General features: G+C 70.1%; 13 protein-coding genes. 8 read left to right on the top strand and 5 right to left on the bottom strand.

Translation table 11 applies throughout. The annotated features are described in order from the left end of the window. Nucleotides 1-23 precede the first annotated feature (23 nt). Nucleotides 24-1,505, top strand: coding sequence for an MFS transporter (locus OWR29_RS05820; protein WP_267561457.1), 1,482 nt, complete (start codon nt 24-26; stop codon nt 1,503-1,505). Here the strand turns inward: OWR29_RS05820 and OWR29_RS05815 are convergent, their stop codons facing one another. Beyond that, nucleotides 1,506-2,540, bottom strand: coding sequence for a S66 family peptidase (locus OWR29_RS05815; protein ID WP_267561456.1), 1,035 nt, complete (start codon nt 2,538-2,540; stop codon nt 1,506-1,508). A 15-nt stretch (nt 2,541-2,555) separates the two neighbouring features. Next, a complete protein-coding gene (locus tag OWR29_RS05810) occupies nt 2,556-3,179 on the bottom strand; it encodes a helix-turn-helix transcriptional regulator (protein WP_267561455.1) in 624 nt (207 codons plus the stop codon). A 218-nt stretch (nt 3,180-3,397) separates the two neighbouring features. Between OWR29_RS05810 and OWR29_RS05805 the strand changes: the two genes are divergently transcribed. The 6 genes from OWR29_RS05805 (at nt 3,398) to OWR29_RS05780 (ending at nt 14,340) form a co-directional block, all read left to right on the top strand. Continuing rightward, nucleotides 3,398-6,685 (top strand): ATP-binding protein, encoded by a 3,288-nt coding sequence (locus tag OWR29_RS05805; protein WP_267561454.1) that lies wholly within the window; start codon nt 3,398-3,400, stop codon nt 6,683-6,685. A 149-nt stretch (nt 6,686-6,834) separates the two neighbouring features. Further along, nucleotides 6,835-7,914 carry an ABC transporter substrate-binding protein gene (locus OWR29_RS05800; protein WP_267561453.1) on the top strand — a complete coding sequence of 360 codons (1,080 nt, stop codon included), beginning with the start codon at nt 6,835-6,837 and terminating at the stop codon, nt 7,912-7,914. Between the two features lie 128 nt (nt 7,915-8,042). Continuing rightward, nucleotides 8,043-10,784: an AbfB domain-containing protein gene (locus tag OWR29_RS05795; RefSeq protein ID WP_267561452.1), complete on the top strand. Its 2,742-nt coding sequence runs from the start codon at nt 8,043-8,045 to the stop codon at nt 10,782-10,784. Nucleotides 10,785-10,851: 67 nt separating this feature from the next. Then, nucleotides 10,852-12,372, top strand: a complete 1,521-nt coding sequence (locus OWR29_RS05790) for a sugar ABC transporter ATP-binding protein (protein WP_267561451.1) — start codon at nt 10,852-10,854, stop codon at nt 12,370-12,372. Continuing rightward, nucleotides 12,362-13,330, top strand: a complete 969-nt coding sequence (locus tag OWR29_RS05785) for an ABC transporter permease (protein ID WP_267561450.1) — start codon at nt 12,362-12,364, stop codon at nt 13,328-13,330. The genes OWR29_RS05790 and OWR29_RS05785 overlap by 11 nt, the downstream gene beginning before the upstream one ends. Before the next feature lie 2 nt (nt 13,331-13,332). Continuing rightward, nucleotides 13,333-14,340, top strand: coding sequence for an ABC transporter permease (locus tag OWR29_RS05780; protein ID WP_267561896.1), 1,008 nt, complete (start codon nt 13,333-13,335; stop codon nt 14,338-14,340). Here the strand turns inward: OWR29_RS05780 and OWR29_RS05775 are convergent. The 3 genes from OWR29_RS05775 to OWR29_RS05765 form a co-directional block, all read right to left on the bottom strand. Next, entirely contained in the window at nt 14,337-15,047 is a 711-nt protein-coding gene (locus tag OWR29_RS05775) for a zf-HC2 domain-containing protein (protein WP_267561449.1), read from the bottom strand. The two genes, OWR29_RS05780 and OWR29_RS05775, sit on opposite strands and share 4 nt — an antisense overlap. After that, nucleotides 15,044-15,565, bottom strand: a complete 522-nt coding sequence (locus OWR29_RS05770; protein WP_267561448.1) for a sigma-70 family RNA polymerase sigma factor — start codon at nt 15,563-15,565, stop codon at nt 15,044-15,046. The genes OWR29_RS05775 and OWR29_RS05770 overlap by 4 nt, the downstream gene beginning before the upstream one ends. Before the next feature lie 144 nt (nt 15,566-15,709). Continuing rightward, nucleotides 15,710-16,870 carry a neprosin family prolyl endopeptidase gene (locus OWR29_RS05765; RefSeq protein WP_267561447.1) on the bottom strand — a complete coding sequence of 387 codons (1,161 nt, stop codon included), beginning with the start codon at nt 16,868-16,870 and terminating at the stop codon, nt 15,710-15,712. A gap of 321 nt (nt 16,871-17,191) precedes the next feature. Here OWR29_RS05765 and OWR29_RS05760 point away from each other — a divergent pair, with 321 nt between their 5' ends. After that, a complete protein-coding gene (locus tag OWR29_RS05760) occupies nt 17,192-17,500 on the top strand; it encodes a hypothetical protein (RefSeq protein ID WP_267561446.1) in 309 nt (102 codons plus the stop codon). Nucleotides 17,501-17,524 lie beyond the last annotated feature (24 nt).

The following is a 17,524-nucleotide window of genomic DNA, read 5'->3' as shown; positions in this document are numbered from 1 at the left end:
CTGCTCAGGGTTACTGTCGCCGCATGGATCTGACGACCGGTCAACCGGTCCGGTACAGCACGGCGGCCGGCCGGTGGGTGCTGCTCGCGACCGTCCTCGGCTCGAGCCTCGCCTTCATCGACTCCACCGTCGTCAACATCGCGCTGCCCGAGATCGGCCGTGATCTCGGCGCCGACGCCGCCGGTCTGCAGTGGACCGTCAACGGCTATGCCCTCAGCCTGGCCTCGCTCGTCCTGCTCGGCGGTTCGCTGGGCGACCGCTACGGGCGCAAGCGCATCTTCCTGCTCGGCGTCGCCTGGTTCGCCCTGGCCTCGCTGCTCTGCGGCTTCTCGCCCAACATCGAGACGCTGATCTTCGCCCGCATCCTGCAGGGCATCGGCGGCGCGCTGCTCACCCCGGGCGCGCTGGCCATCCTGGAGGCGTCGTTCACCAGCGAGGACCGTGGCAAGGCGATCGGCGCCTGGTCCGGCTTGGGCGGCATCGGCGGCGCGCTCGGCCCGTTCCTGGGCGGCTGGCTGGTCGACATCGGCGACTGGCGTTACATCTTCCTCATCAACGTGCCGCTGGCCGCGATCGTGATCTGGGTCGGCGCCAAGCACGTGCCCGAGTCGCGCAACCCGGCGGCCGCGCGCAACATCGACGTGGTCGGCGTGCTCACCGGCGCACTCGGGCTGGCCGGTCTCACGTACGGCTTCACGGCCTGGCCCATGGACGGGCCCGGCAGTCCCGTGGTGCTGGTCTCGCTGGCCGTCGGCGTCGCCTCGCTGGTCGCCTTCGTGATGTACGAGCGCCGGGCGGCCCACCCGATGCTGCCCGTACGTATCTTTGCCAACAAGGCCTTCAGCGGGGCCAACCTGGTCACCTTCGTGGTGTACGCGGCCAACGGCGGCGTCTTCTTCCTGTTCGTGATCAATCTGCAGGTCGTGTCCGGCTATTCGCCGCTGGCCAGTGGCATCGCGTTGTTGCCGACGACCGCGCTCATGCTGGTGCTGTCGGCCCGCGCGGGTGGGCTGTCGCAGCGGATCGGCCCGCGCATCCCGATGACCGTGGGCCCGGTGATCTGCGCCGTCGCCCTGGTGCTGATGTCGCGCATCGGGCCCGGGGCGAACTACTGGACCGACGTGCTGCCCTCGGTGATCATCTTTGGGCTGGGCCTGTCGACGCTGGTGGCGCCGCTGACCGCGACGGCCCTGGGGGCGCTGGAGGATTCGTACGCCGGCATCGCCTCGGGCGTCAACAACGCCGTGGCCCGGGCGGCCGGCCTGCTCGCGGTGGCCGTGCTGCCGCTGGCGGCCGGGCTGGGCGGCGGCAGCCTGACCGATGCCGCCCAGCTCGAGCCGGTCTACCGGAACACGATGATGATCTGCGCCGGCCTGATGGTGGCCGGGGCCGTGCTGGCCTTCCTGCTGGTGCCGACGAGGCTGCCGGCCCACCCGCCGGCCCGCACCTTCTGCGACCCCGGCTCGACGCCCGCGCAGCCTCAGGTGCCCGAACGGGTCGCCTGATCAGAAGTGCGCGACGATGCGGCGGCCGGGACCGTCGACGGTCATCCGGCCGCCGTGGGGCAGGATCCACTGCGGTGAGGTGTGTCCGAAATCGATCCCGAACACGGCCATCGCGGCGGGGTTGTAGGTAGCCAGCGCCTTGAGCGTCGCCTCCCGCTGTTCGTCGCGGTAACGGGCGCGCTCTTCCGGCGGCGGGCGGTGCGCGCCGTGGCTGGCCTTGGCCGCCGCGAAGAGCACAACCGGGAACTGCTCGAGCAGGCCACGCTCGCCCGCGTTGCGCAGCATCCGGAAGACCTCTTCGGCCGGCGGCATCTCTTCCGACGTCTCGAGGAGAAGGATCGAGCCCGCGTAGCGCTCGGGCGGCAGGATCCACCGCGAGGCGGCCAGGTTCCAGTGCAGGATCTCGAGGTTGCCGCCCCACGTCGGCGCGGTCACCACCTTGTCCGGCTGGTGCCAGTGCCACCCCGGGCTGGGCACCTTGGGTTTCGAGGTGGTCAGCGTGGCCGGGTCCCGCCAGCTCTCGTCCTCGTCGCTGAACCCGGCCACCGGCTCGATCGGGAAGTCCACGGTCTCGAAGAGGGCGGCCCGCAGCGACGAGAGGTGCTCGGCGTCGATGCCGCCGCCCCGCGCCAGATGCACCATTGTGGAGCCGCCGTGATAGCCGGCCACCCCGTGCATCCACAGCCAGTTGAGCAGGTTGGTGTTGTCGGAGTAGCCGAAGTACGGCTTGGGGTCGGCCACGAACGGCGCCGGGTCGAGGTGCGGCAGCACGGTGATCTGGTCGTCGCCGCCGACGGTGGCGAAGACGGCCCGGATGGCCGGGTCGGCGTAGGCCGCCATGAGGTCGGCCGCCCGCGCCGCGGCCGGTGAGCCGGGCTTGCGGGTGGTCGGGAACTCGACCGGTTCCAGGCCGAGGTCGTCGCGGATCCTGCGCATGGCCTGCTCGTGCACGGCCGGGAACACCCCGGGACCGGCCCACGAGGGCGAGACGACGGCGACACGGTCGCCGGGCTTGAGCTTCACCGGGGCATCCATGACCCCAGCCAACTCTCAAATCATGCCGGCGCGAAGCGCATATGCCACAGCGTGGGATCGGTTGCGCAACTTCAGCCGGTGCGTGACGCCATAGATCACGTTCTTCACGGTCCGCTCCGAATAGCAGAGCTTGCCGGCGATCTCGTTGGTGTCGAAGCCGTCGGCCATCAGGCGCAGCACGTCGATCTCGCGCGGGGTCAGCCCGGAGGCGTTCAGCCCGTTCGGGGTGAGCACGTCGCGCTGCATGCGTTCGACGTGTTTGAGCAGCTCACCGACCAGATTCGGGGGCAGCACGCCGCCGCCCGAGGCGGCCGCCTTCACGCTGTGGGCCAGCCGGTCGGCCGAGACGGCGCCGCGCGGCAGGATGGCCACCACGCGACATTCGACGGCAGTCAGCAAGTCACCCTCGTCGATCTCGCCGACCACCAGCACAACCGGAGCGCCGGTCTCGGCACCCGCGCGGCGCAGCGTCGCCACGACTTCGGTGCTGAGCCTCTCCGCGGCCACGACCAGCACGTCCGCTTCCGCTCGCTGGGCATTGCGCACTACGGTGAGGTCGCCGCGGAACTGGAGCAACGCGGCGAGGCCGGCGTGGCTGAGCGGGTCGGTCGCCTGGACGGCGACGCGGATCTGTTCCATGGCTGCCTCCCCATAAGGTCAGGGAGTCAGTCTGCGAAAAGTGCCTTCAGGGAACCTTCACGGATCCTTCATCACCGACGGAAGGCCGATGAACTAGTTCAGCAGGGGTAGCCGCCAGGCGAAAGAGCGCCCGGCGAGGAGTGCCCCTCCGTGCGCTTTCTGTTATCCGTTGACACCTCGACACGTCTCCATTCACCACCATCGACCCGGGAGGACACGTGACGAACGACTTGCGCGTCTGCGTGCTCGGGCCGGTGCGGGCCTGGCTGGGCGGGAGCGAGCTCGATCTGGGCCCGGCCCGGCAGCGGGCGGTGTTCGCGGTGCTGGCCGCGCACGCCGGGCGGGTGGTCGGGCGCGACGAGCTGATCACCGCGATCTGGGGCGATTCGCCGCCGGCCACGGCGGTGGGCAGCATTTACACGTACGTCTCGGGGCTGCGGCGGGTGCTCGACCCCGAGAACCTGAGCTCCGGCTCGGGCGGCTACCAGTTGCGCGTCGAATCCGGCGATCTCGACTCGGCCCGGTTCCAGCGGCTGCGCGCGGCCGCGGCCGAACTGCTCACGGCCGGGGACGCGGCGGCCGCCATCGAGCGGCTGGACGAGGCCCTGACCCTGTGGCGCGGGGACGCGTACGCCAATCTGGCCGGCCCCTTCCTCGAGCTCGACCGTCAGCGGCTGGCCGAGCTGCGCCTGGCCGCGGCCGAGCAACGGGCCCGCCTGATGCTCGAGGCGGGCGGCGACGACGGGCTGATCGCCGAGCTCACCGCCCTGGTCCGCGACCACCCGTTGCACGAGCCGCTGCACGAGTTGCTGATGCGCGCGCTGCACCGGGCGGGCCGGCACGGCGAGGCGCTGGAGGTCTTCCGCACGGCCCGCCGCACCCTCGTCGCCGAGCTGGGCATCGAGCCCGGCCCGGCGCTGCGCTCGCTGCACCGGCAACTGCTCTCGGGCTCGGCCGACCGCGGCCCCGCCCGCCCCTCCCCCGATTCGTTCCGCACGGTGGTGCCGACGCCGATCGCCAAGGCGCTGCGCGACGGCCTCGGCGGCCGTTCCTGGGTCGGCCGGGTGGCCGAGATCGATCATCTGCGCGGCCTGGTCCGCGCGGTGGCGGCCGGCGCCGGCGGCGCGGTCTGGATCTCGGGCGAGCCCGGCATCGGCAAGACCGAACTGCTCACCCACGCCTTCGCCGACGCCGCCCGGTTCGGCTGCCGGGTGGCCTGGGGCGCGGCCGACCAGCTCGGCTCGCGGGTGCCTCTGCAAGTGCTGTCGCGGGCGCTCGGCCTCGAGACGGCCTCGCGGCGTCCACAAGAGACGGAAGGACCGGCCGAGGATCAGATCGTCGCCGCCGTCCGGTCCGCCTGCGCCACGTCCCCGCTGGTGCTGGTGGTCGACGACATGCAGTGGGCCGACAGCGCCACCGTGCGCGTGTGGGAGAGGCTGCTCGGCCTGGTCGGTCAGCTGCCGCTGCTGCTGGTGGCCGCGGCCCGGCCCGACGCGCACCAGGCCGAGCTGCGCCGCCGCATCCGGGCCCGCCAGCAGATGCCGCTCGACCTCGGCCCGCTCGCCCCGGCCGACCTCGACCGCCTGGTGACCGCCCTGGTCGGCGCCCCGCCCGGACCCAACCTGCGCGAGGTGGCGGCCCGTTCCGGCGGCAACCCGCTGTTCGCCCGCGAGCTGGTCGCGGCGCTGCGGCAGCGGGACGCGGTCGAGATCAGCGGGGGCCGGGCCGACATCGGCCCCGAGGTGACCGTCGAGCCGCCGCCGACCCTGCTCGACGCCGTGCACGCGGCGCTCGATGTGCTCTCCTCCGAAACCCGCGAGGTGCTGCGGCTGGCCGCGCTGCTGGGCTCGGAGTTCTCGGTGAGCGAGGTCGTGGCGGTCACCGGCCGGTCGGCGCTCGACCTGGTCGGCGCGCTGGAGGAGGCGCTGGCGGCCGCGGTGCTGGTCGACAGCGGCACCGACCTGGCCTTCCGGCATCCGTTCCTGCGCCAGGCCCTGGTCGCGAGCGTGCCGCCGGCGCTGCGCGCGGGTCTGCACCGGCACGCCGCCGAGGTGCTGGCGGCCGGCGGCAGCCCACTCACCCGGGTCGCCGAGCAGCTCAACGCCTCGGCCCCGCTGGCCGACTCGTGGGTGCTCAACTGGCTGGTCACCCATCACGCGGCGGTGGTGCGCCGGGCCCCGCAGATCGCCGGCGACCTGATCCGGCGCACGCTGGCCACCGACCTGCCCTCGGCCGAACAGCGGGCGACCCTGCTGGTCGCGCTGGTCCGGCTCGAGTACCGGCACGGCCGGGTCCCGCTGCACCAGGCGGAAGAGGCGATGAGCCTGACGAGTGATCCCGGCGACCGGGCCGAGATGCGTCAGTTGCTGGCCACCATGCGCCATCACCGGGGCGAGACCGCCGAGGCCGAGGCGATGCTGCACGAGGCGGTCGACGACGAGCGGGTGCCGGAGATCTGGCGCTCGCGGCACCGGGTGCTGCTGGCCAACTTCCGCCGGGGCGACCTCGACGATCTGGACGCGGCCGAGCGGCGGGCCACGGTCGTCTACAACGAGGCGGTGGCGGCGGGCCAGCCCTACGAGACGGCGTTCGCCCTGCAGACGATCTGGCTGACCAGCTCGATCCGCCGCGACCACGAGCGAGCGCTGGAGCACGTGGATCGGGCCCTGAACGTGGTCCGCGGCCGGCCCGAGCTGGCCGGCACCTATGTCGACCTGCTGGACAACCGGCTGTTCTCGCTGCAGAACCTGGACCGGCTCGACGAGGCGCAAGAGACGCTGCGCACCGCGCCGGCCGGGCTGCAGGTGGCGACGGCCGTGCAGGACTACTGGCTGGGCCGCTGGGACGAGGCGCTGGCCGAGGTGGGCGCGGTCACCGAGGACGGCCCGGGCATCACGTTCCACGGTCAGCGCGAGCCGGGCGCGGTGACCATGCTGCTGCACGGGGTGGCCGCCCTGATCGCCCTGCACCGGGGCGCGCGCGACCTCGCCGCGGCTCACCTGGGCGCGGCCGACGCGGTGCCGGCCAGCGAGGCCGAGCGCGAGAACTGCGACTTCCTGCTGGTGGCGCGGGCGCTCGCGGCCGAGCAGCGGAACCGGCCGGACGAGGCGCTCGACCTGCTCGGGCCGCTGCTGCAACCGGCCTACGCGCCGATGATGCTGCGCCACCAGTGGCTGCCCGACGTGCTGCGGCTGGCCCGCCGGCACGACCGCCCGGAGGTGGCCGACCAGGCCGCCGCGATCTGCGCGACCGAGGCCGCGCGTGAGGTGCGACCGGCCCGGGCGTACGCGGCCAACCTGCGCTGCCAGGCCCTGCTGCACGGCGATCCGGCCCCCGCCCTGGCCGCGGCGGCCCACTACCGCAAGGTCGGCCGCACCTTCGAGCTGGCCGCGGCGCTCGAGGACGCCGCGGTGCTCAGCGGTGAGCGGCCCGAGGAGGCCCGCCGTCTGTACGCCTCGATGTCGGCGCGCTGGGACGTCGCGCGCACATCGACTCCCATGGTTTGATCAAGCCGAAGTTGCCAAGACGATCTTGAATCGCGTGCATTCGTGCGCGCCTATGGTGCGGAGTCTTGACAGAAAAAGTTTGATAGTGCGTGAATGTGTTTCGAGGTGGTTACTCCCCGATGTCACATCCACCGCTAAGGAGCTCTGTCATGAGCGTTTCTCCCGGCCGCTGGCGGCCGGCGGCCGCGATCCTGGGTGCGGCCCTTCTCTTCACCAGCGCCTGCGCCAAGTCCGAGGACGACGGAACGACCGCGAGCGACACGCCCGCGTCGGCCGGCGCCCAGGTCGTGCAGTCGGCCGATCCCAGCGCCGCGACCTGCACCCTCGACCAGTTCGGCGGCACCAAGTTCGACCTCAAGACGGCGAAGGTCGGCTTCTCGCAGTCCGAGAAGGAGGCTAACCCGTTCCGCATCGCCGAGACCCAGTCCATCAAGGACGAGGCGGCCAAGCAGGGCATCACCCAGCTCACCACCACGAACGCGAACTCCCAGTTCAACAAGCAGATCAGCGACGTCGAGCAGATGATCGACTCCGGTGTTCAGCTGCTGGTGATCGCGCCGCTCAACTCGGACGGCTGGGACTCCGTCTTCGCCAAGGCCTCGGCCAAGAAGGTCCCGATCATCACGATCGACCGCAAGATCAACGCTGACCCGTGCAAGGACTACCTGACCTTCATCGGGTCGGACTTCGCCGAGCAGGGCAAGCGCGCGGCCGACGAGATGGCCAAGGCGATGGGCAACAAGGGCAAGGTCGCGATCCTGCTGGGCTCGCCCGGCAACAACGTGACCACCCTGCGCACGAGCGGTTTCAAGGAGCAGATCGCCAAGGTCGCGCCGGACATTCAGGTCGTGTTCGAACAGACGGGCAACTTCGCCCGCGAGGAAGGGCAGAAAGTCACCGAGCAACTACTGCAGTCCAACCCGGACATCAACGGGATCTACGGCGAGAACGACGAGATGGCCCTCGGCGCCATCACCGCCCTGAAGGGCGCGGGCAAGAAGGCCGGCGACGTCAAGGTGGTCTCGATCGACGGCACCAAGGGCGCTGTGCAGGCCATCGTGGACGGCTGGGCGTCCGCGGTGATCGAGTCGAACCCGCGGTTCGGCCCGCTGGCGTTCGAGACGGCGACGAAGTTCCTGAACGGCGAGCCGGTCGGGCAGGACATCATCATCGAGGACCGGCAATACGGCACGGACAACGCCAAGTCGGACATCGGTAGCGCCTACTGAGTGACGGGCCCGGCGGCCTCTGTCGCCGGGCCTGTTTACACATTGAAGTTTGTCTATTGCTGACTGTGTTCGTTCACGTCAGTATGTGTGCATCCCCGCACGGCTCACTCTTTCGAAGGAGAGAGAACGTGACCGCACATCCCCGAAGATTGCTGGCCCTCGCCGTGGCCGCGCTGACCGCCACCGCCGGCACGCTCGTCGCCACGACCGGACCGGCCGCCGCGTTCGTCCCCAAGACGCCGCCGCTGACCACCCCGTGGACGGGCCAGGTCAGCACCACCAACCCGCTCCCCGAATACCCCCGCCCCCAACTGACCCGTACCGACTGGCAGAGCCTCAACGGCATCTGGCAGTTCGCGGGCGCCTCGAACATCAACACCCCGCCGACGGGACAGACCCTGGGCGAGGAAATCCTCGTGCCATATCCGATCGAGAGCGCGCTCTCGGGGATCATGCGACGCCAGGACTACTCGTACTACAAGCGCACGTTCACCGTTCCGGCCGGCTGGTCGGGCAAGAACGTGCAGCTCAACTTCGGCGCCGTCGACTGGCAGTCCAAGGTCTGGGTCAACGGCACGCTGCTGGGCACGCACGAGGGCGGCTACGACAAGTTCTCGTACGACATCACCAGCGCTCTCCGCAGCGGCAGCAACGAGATCATCGTCGGCGTCTGGGACCCGACCAACGGCCAGGACATCCCGGTCGGCAAGCAGCGCCTCAGCCGCGGCGGGATCTGGTACACGCCGTACTCGGGAATCTGGCAGACGGTGTGGCTGGAGCCGACCAACCCGGCCCGGATCACCCGGCTCGACACCACCCCCAACGTGTCGGCCGGCGGCCTCGACCTGGTCGTGCAGGCCGCCAACGCCAGCGGTCAGCAGGCCACCGCGCAGGTGCTCAGCGGCGGCACGGTCGTCGGCTCGGCCACCGGCACGGTCGGCTCGTCGTTCCGGATCCCGGTGCCCAACGCGCACCTCTGGACCCCCGACGATCCTTTCCTGTACGACCTCCGTGTGACCCTGGCCAGCGGTGACGCGGTCGGCGGCTACTTCGGCATGCGCTCGCTGGGCAAGGCGATGCTCGGCGGGGTGCTGCGCCCGACGCTCAACGGCAAGTTCGTCTTCCAGCTGGGCACCCTCGACCAGGGCTACTGGCCCGACGGCATCTCGACCGCGCCCACCGACGCCGCGCTGCGCTTCGACCTGGAACAGCAGAAGGCGCTCGGCTTCAACATGGTGCGCAAGCACATCAAGGTCGAGAACGACCGCTGGTTCTACTGGGCCGACCGCCTGGGCCTGATGGTCTGGCAGGACATGCCCGCGCTGGCCAGCGGCCGCGAACCGTCGGCTGTCGGTCGTACGCGATTCGAGAAGGAACTCAAGGAGATGATCGACGAGCACAAGGGCATCACGTCGATCGTCCAGTGGGTGCCGTTCAACGAGGGCTGGGGCGAGTACGACGCCGGCCGCATCGCCGACCTGGTCAAGAGCTGGGACGCGACCCGGATGGTGAACCACAACTCCGGTTCCAACTGCTGCGACTCCGACCCTGACCCGGGCAACGGCGACGTCATCGACGACCACCAGTACGTCGGTCCCGGCATCACCCGGCCGCCGACGGCCACCCGGTTCGCGGTCAACGGCGAGTACGGCGGCCTGGGCCTGCGCACCCCCGGGCACGAGTGGCCGACGACCGGCAAGTTCGCGTACGAGTGGCTGCCCGACTCGACCGCGCTGACCAACCGATACATCCAGATCACCGGCCGCATGGTCGACCTGATCAACGGCAACGGGCTGTCCGGCTCCGTCTACACCGAACCGACCGACGTCGAGGAGGAGCTCAACGGCTTCTTCACGTACGACCGGCAGATCCGCAAGATGGACTTCGCCCGCGTCCGCGAGGTCAACCTGCGGGTGCTCGGCGCGGCCAGCGGCGGAACGCTCTCGGTCAACCGGCTGGCCTCGCTCAAGGTCACCACGCCCGGCTACACCAACCGCTACCTGCGGCACGCCGCCGGCGTCGCGCGCACCGACGTCATCTCGACGTCGAGTTCGACGACCGACCGGCAGGACGCCACCTTCTGGGTGCGTCCCGGCCTGTCCAACGCGGCCTGCTACTCGTTCGAGTCGCGCAACTTCCCCGGTCAGTACCTGCGTCACCGCAACTCGCAGGTCTACCGGGAGGCCAACACCGGCGGCTCGTTCGCCGGGGACGCGACCTTCTGCGCCCGTCCCGGCCTGTCGGGCGGCGGCACGTCGCTCGAGTCGGCCAACTTCCCCGGCCGCTACCTGCGGCACCGCGCCGAACAGGTTTGGGTCGAGGCGAGCACCGGCGGGTCGTTCAACGACGACGCGACCTGGGCCGTGGGCGCCCCGCTGTGGCGCAGCGGGGCCGACCTGACCGTCGGGCAGAACCGGTCGTTCCGGGTCACCACGCCCGGCTACGACACCCGCTACCTGCGGCACCGGGACAGCCTGGCCCGCACCGACGTGATCACCACGAGCAGCCCGGCCACCGACCGGCAGGACGCCACCTTCACCGTCCGCACCGGCCTGGCCGACAACAGTTGCTACACGTTCGAATCGGTCAACTACCCGGGCCGCTTCCTGCGGCACGCCAACTACCGGCTGCAGACGGCGACCAACGACGGGTCGGCGACGTTCCAGCAGGACGCCACCTTCTGCGGCCAGCCCGGCCTGAACGGCGGGGCCGGAAACATCTCCCTCGAATCGATCAACTACCCCGGCTACTACTGGCGGCACTACGCCGAGGCCGTCTACATCGCCACCAACGGCGGTGGCAACACGTGGGACGGCGCCGGCAGCTACAACGCCGACGCCACCTGGAACAACGCTGCCCCACTGGGGTAGCGCGAGAAACGCCGGGCCGGGTGGTTCCCTGACCATCCGGCCCGGCACCCGTACGAAGGAGAACCATATGGCGTTGCTGGAAGTCGTCGACGTCTCGAAGACCTTTCCGGGCGTACGCGCCCTCGACGGAGTCTCCTTCACGCTGAAACCGGGCGAAGTGCACGCGCTGGTCGGCGAGAACGGCGCTGGCAAGTCCACTTTGATCAAGGTGCTGACCGGCGTCTACCAGCCAGACGGGGGCGAGCTGCGCTACCAGGACAAACCCTCGCAGTTCGGCACGCCGATGGACGCCCAGCGGGCCGGCATCTCGACCATCTATCAAGAGGTCAACCTTGTCCCGCTGATGAGCGTGGCGCAGAACCTCTTCCTCGGCCGGGAACCCCGCAACCGCTTCGGCCTGATCGACCGCAAGCGGATGGACCGCGAGGCCCGTACGATCCTGTCCGACTACGGCGTCTCGGCCGACGTCCGCCGCCCGCTCGGCACTCTGGCCCTGGGCGCGCAGCAGATGGTCGCCCTGGCCCGCGCCGTCATGATCGACGCCAAGGTCGTCATCATGGACGAGCCCACCTCGTCGCTCGAGCCGCGCGAGGTGCAGACCCTCTTCGGCGTCATCCGCGACCTGCACGCCCGCGGCATCGGCATCGTGTACGTCAGCCACCGGCTCGACGAGCTCTACGAGATCTGCGACGCGGTCACCATCCTGCGCGACGGCAAGCTCGTGCACACCGGCCGGCTGGCCGACCTCGAACGCATCAAGCTGGTCTCGCTCATGCTGGGTCGCGACATGGCCGAGGTACGACGGGAGGGCGCGACCGCCTTCTCCGGCGCGGCCACCGGCGACGACCAGGCCCCGCCCGTGCTGCGGGTGCGCGAGCTGAACAGCCGGCACAAGCTGCACGACGTCAGCTTCGACGTGCGCCCGGGCGAGGTGGTCGGGTTGGGCGGCCTGCTCGGGGCCGGGCGCAGCGAGACGATCAAGGCCGTGGGCGGCGCGTACCACCTGGACAGCGGCGACATCGAGGTGGACGGCAAAGACCTGAGGAAGCCCACGCCCGTACGCGCGGTGCGAGCCGGCATCGCCGTGCAGCCCGAGGACCGCAAGGCCGAGGGCATCGTCCCCGGCCTGTCGGTGCGCGAGAACATCGCCCTCGCCGTGCTCCCCCGCGTCTCCCGCGGCGGCCTGGTGTCCGACGCGAAGATCGACGCGATCGTCGAGCGCTTCATGACCCGCCTGCGGATCAAGGCGTCCAGCCCGGACCAGGCGGTGGGCGACCTCTCCGGCGGCAACCAGCAGAAGGTTCTGCTGGCCCGGCTGCTCGCCACCGACCCCAAGGTGCTGCTGCTCGACGAGCCCACCCGGGGCATCGACGTCGGGGCCAAGGCCGAGGTGCAGTCGCTGATCGACGAACTGGCGGCCGAGGGGCTCGGCGTCGTGCTCGTCTCGTCGGACGCCGAAGAACTGGTCGAAGGCTCGGACCGGGTGGTGGTGCTGCGCGACGGGGTCGTCGTCGGCACCCTGACCGGCGACGAGGTGACCACCGAGGACCTGATGTCCACGATCGCTAAGGACACCCGTGAGCACTGAAACGGTGGCCGCCCGGCCCACCATCGACGGCGCCCGCCTGCGGGCCTGGCTGCCCAAGTACGGCGTCTACATCGCCATCGTCCTGCTGGTTCTGTACAACATCTTCTTCACCCCGTACTTCCTGACCTGGAGCAACCTGCGCATCCAGCTGATCCAGGTGGCGCCGATCGTGATCGTGGCGCTCGGCATGGCCCTGGTCATCGGCACCGAGGGCATCGACCTCTCCGTCGGCTCGGTCATGGCCCTCGCCGCCGCCCTCATACCCCTTTATCTGGGGTACGGCGTGGTGGCGGCCGTTCTCGTGTCGTTGCTCGCCGGCGTGGCGGTCGGACTGATCAACGGGGTGCTGGTGGCCAAGGTCGGGTTGCAACCGATCGTCGCCACCCTCGCGCTCTTCGTCGGCGGACGTGGTCTGGCCGTGGTGATCAGCGAGGGCAAGCTCAAGGACATCCGCGACCCCAACCTGCTCTACCTGGGCTCGGGCGACCTGCTCGGCATTCCGGTGCTGGTGTGGATCGCCGCGGCGCTCGTGCTGGTGATCGCGTTCGTGGTGCGCCGCACCGTCTTCGGCCGGCGGCTGCTGGCCATCGGCGGCAACCGGCCGGCCACCGAACTGGCCGGCCTGCCGGTCAAGCGGGTGCTGATCACCGTCTACGTGGTGTGCGCGGTGCTCGCCTCGATCGCCGGCCTGCTGTCGGTGGCCCGCATCCAGTCCAGCGACGCGTCCGCCGTGGGCCTGCTCATCGAGCTGTCCGCGATCACCGCCGTGGTCGTCGGCGGCACCCCGCTCACCGGCGGCAAGGTGCGGGTGCTGGGCACGGTGGCCGGCGCCCTGCTCATGCAGCTGGTGATCGCCACGATGATCAAGCACAACCTGCAGCCCTCCACCACCGAGATGGTGCAGGCCGTGATCATCCTGATCGCGGTCTACGTGGCCCGAGAGAGGAAGACCCGGTGACCATGGGAGTCGTCTCGGACCCTCCGGCGATCGTCGCCGAGGACATCCGCAAGGCCGACCGGAACGACCGGATCGTCGGCGTCGTCCAGCGGCAGGGCGCGCTGGCCGTCCTGATCGTGGTGCTGCTGATCGCCGTCGCGGCCTTCCCCAACTTCCGCAGCCTCGACAACGCGGCCACCATCCTGGTCGCGGCCGCGCCGCCGATGCTGATCGCGCTGGGCATGACCTTCGTGATCATCACGGGCGGGATCGATCTGTCGGTCGGCTCGCTCTACGTGCTCGGGGGCGTGCTCGCCGCGTGGGCGTCGCAGTACGGCATTCTGGCCGCATTCGCGCTGCCCCTGGCCGTCTGCGGGGCTATCGGCCTGGCCAATGGGCTCCTCATCGCGTACACGCGAATGGCGCCCTTCATCGTGACGCTGGCCGCGCTGCTGGGCGCCCGTGGGCTCATGCGGGCGATCAGCTCCGAAGGCTCGAACACCTATCTGGTGCAGAACGACGCCTTCCGCAAGCTGGGCAACGGCTCGTTCCTCGACATCGGCTATCAGGTGTGGCTGGTAGCGGCGCTGGTCGTGATCGGCATGGTGGTGCTGGCCCGCAGCCGGTTCGGTCACTCGGTGTACGCGGTCGGTGGTAGCGAGGACGCGGCCAGCCTCATGGGGGTGCCGGTACGCCGTACGAAGGTCTGGGTCTATGTCTTGTCGGGTCTGCTGGCCGGCCTGGCCGGCTCGATCAACGCGGCCAAGCTGGGCTCGGGCGTGACCGTGCTGGGCACCGGCATGGAGCTGGACGCGATCGCCGCCGTGGTGATCGGCGGGACGCTGCTGACCGGTGGGGCCGGCACGATCGCCGGAACCATCGCGGGTGTGCTGCTGCTGGGCGTGATCCAGAACCTGATCAACCAGGTCGGCAACGTCAACAGCAACTGGCAGCAGGTGATCAGCGGCGCCTTCCTGGCCCTGGTCGTGGTGGCGCAGACCTATCTCGTACGGCTGAGACGAGTGACCTAATCCACGTCGGCCGAGCCGAGCACGTGACCGTCGTGGTCCTGCACCTCGATCCGGCTGACCTCGCGCAGCTGGATCGAGCTGGCCCCGATCACCTTGGCGTTGCCGCTCGGCGTCGGCCCCCACACCATCGCCTGCTCGACCTGACCCGACGAGCCCCGGACCTGGCAGTGGAACGGGCCGTCGCCGCTGAGCTTGCTGACGTCGAGCGACACCGACACGCCCCACGTCTTCGGCGTCAGCACCGCCTGACCGGCCATGCCACTGCCCTGGGCCGGCTGGAACTGGGCGGTCACCAGCTGCGGGCTCGGCAGCACCTGCGGCTGCCGGGACTCGCGGCTGCCCCGCACCACCCCGATGCCGACGGCCACCGCCACCAGCACCACGGCCGCGGCGGCCAGCCAGCGAACCCCGGCCATGCGGCTCTGCCGGGTGCGTTCGGCCCGCATGCGGCGCAGCAGGCCGTCGATGTTCTCTTGGCTCGGCCGGGCCGACATGCTCACCGGCGCGGCCGCGACATCGTCGTCGACCTGCTCGGCCTCGGGCAGCCGGCGCAGCAGCTCGGGCACGGCGGCCAGCCGGTCGAGTTCGTCGCGGCAGCGGTCGCAGTCGCGCAGGTGTTCGTCGAGCCGCTCGGTGTCCGCCTCGTCGAGGCCGCCGAGCAGGTAGCCGCCGAGCAGGCGGTGCAGCTCATCGTGGTCGGTGCTCACCGCAGCACCCCCATCTCTTCGAACACTGTGCGCAAGGCCCGCACCGCGTAATAGGCCCGGGACTTGACCGTGCCCTCGGGCACCGAGAGCTGGCGGGCCGCGTCGGCCACGCTCTGCCCCTCGTAGTACATGGCCCGGACCACCGCCTGGTGGTCGGCCGAGAGCCGCTCAAGAGCCTCGGCCACCAGCCAGCCCTCGACCATCCGGTCGACGTTGTCGGCCGACGGCATCGCGTTGACCGCGGCCTCGTCGGCCACCAGGTGGGGGCGGCGCTGCTCGGCCCGCCAGGCGTTGGTCACCACGTTGCGGGCAATGGTCAGTAGGTAGGAACGGGTGCGGCCGGGGTCCGGATCGAGATGGTCGATGTGCTTCCAGGCCCGCAGCAGAGTTTCTTGCACGAGGTCTTCGGCGCGGTGCCGGTCGTGCACGTAACGCAGGACGAAGCTGAGAAGGACCGCGTAGTGCTCGGTGTAGAGCGCGGTCATCAGCTCCTCGTCGGGGCTCACCCGTCGCCTCATCCGCGCCCGCTTTCTCGACCAACGCTCCGCCACCACGTTGTACACCGCGGTGGTGAACTCGGTTCGACCGGGCTTGCGACGACGTGCCTCACAATAAGAACGATGCCCGGTCCCCCTCGCCGGGACCGGGCATCGCGTCACATGTCAGGAGGCAGGCGGCTTGCAGAACGCCTCCGGATAGGCCGGCCCGCCGAAGCGGAACGACCGCTTGGAGTCGACCGGCGGTTCGACCGATACGTCCTTGGCCGGTTTCAACTGATAGAACGGCGTCTCGCTGCGCATGAAGAGGTCGACCGGCGGGCCGTCGACGTAGCCGACGCTGGAGAATCGAGCCGCAGTGTCCTTGTCGGGGCCCGTGCCGTTACCCATCGCGGTGCCGCACGGCAGCGGACGGCTGGAGGCCACCTCACCGAAGACCTGCAGGAAGCCGGAGCGGTCGAACTTGATGCCCGCGTTGTTCCAGATCTTCTCGGGGAAGTAGCCGACCCACTCACTGTCGTAGGCGACCCACCACGCGTCCTTGAAGTACTGGATGCCGAACTTCTTCGTGACGCCGTAGGCGAGCGTGGCACCCGGCTTGACGTTCGGGCTCACCTGCTCGAAGCCGCACTTGTTGTAGCAGGTGGGCTCGCCGTTGACCCAGTGGAAGACGAACAGGTGCGGGTCGTCGTCGCCGTTGACCAGGCGGTCGACGGTCCAGCCGATCTCGACGATCTGCTTCCCGTCAGGCGACTGGAGGGCGACCTCAGCCAGCGAGTGGAAGTCGGCCTTGTCGAGTTCGGGCTTGCCGATAGTGACGTTCGCGAAGACGCCTGCGGTGTCGGCGTTGTGCGAGCCGACGGTGTAGAGATAGCTCACCTTGCTGTCGGCCGCCTTCACACCCAGCGGCTTCGGCGGCACGGCATCGGTCTGCTCGGCCTTGATGACCCCGGCCCGCCCGCCGCTGCGGCCTTTCGGCCCGTACTTGGGCCGCGGCACCAGCGACCCGGTGGTGTCGGGCGGCGCGGCGGAGAGGCCCTCGGCCTTCAGCGTCTTGCTGGTGGCGCCGCTGCGACCCTTCTTGATCCGGGTCGGCCGAGCGCCCCAGGGCAGGACCGGCGGCGGTGTCGCTGCATCGGCGGCGCCGGCCACCACGGCATCGGCGTCGGGATCGGGGGCGTCGTCGGCGACCGCCGGGGCCGAACTCGCCTCGGGCGGGCTCGCGATCTGGTCGGCGCCCGCATTCACGGTAGAGACGACGCCGATGGCGCCGACCACGGCAACCGCTAGGCCTGCAGCTAGTAGACCGCGGCGTGACTTCAACACGTGTCCGTCCTCGTTGATCGGGGGGTCGGAGGAGGGGGCGAGGCTGCCTCCGGCACCGGTTCTCGGCGGCGACGTCACCATATAGCTTTCTCGATTGCCGAGCCCCTGCTCAGCTTGATTTCCGCCTTAACGGCTGAGGCCATCAACCGATCCGGCGACCCATCGGCGCATTTCGCTGACGGAGCGTGTCGGCGCGACTCCGGAGTGCCGCATTCCATCTTTGTCAGGAAAGAGGCTAACTGCTGTGAGCTTCTTTCAAGTACGGCAGCCGGGCCCGACCTCTCAAGCGGACAGAAAGCCTTGTGCGTACGGGGATGAGCCATGCCGAACCGGTTCGATCGGCCGATTTGGATAACCGGCCGCCGTACGCAATGGAATGTCTCGCCCCTGTCCGGATTTATCCGGATCAGCAATAGCGATCTTGTTCCCTTCCTATTGCCGGCTCTCAGATCTTGGACGGCGTTTGACGACAAACTCCCGGCCGGGCAGCATGTTGACCATGCAGCGGAAGGGCATCCCTCTCATCGCCGACCTGGCGATCGATCTGGCGCGGTGCGCCAGCGCTTGCTGTCCCAGCTGACCAGCACCTCCCGCGCGGCCGGCGAGCGCCGCGTGATCCTGATCGGCTGACTTCCCGCCACCCCGGCCGCCCAC

The organism is Paractinoplanes pyxinae, assembly GCF_026626335.1.
In the GTDB taxonomy this organism is placed as follows: domain Bacteria; phylum Actinomycetota; class Actinomycetes; order Mycobacteriales; family Micromonosporaceae; genus Actinoplanes; species Actinoplanes pyxinae.
This window is presented reverse-complemented; position numbering and strand designations above follow the sequence as displayed.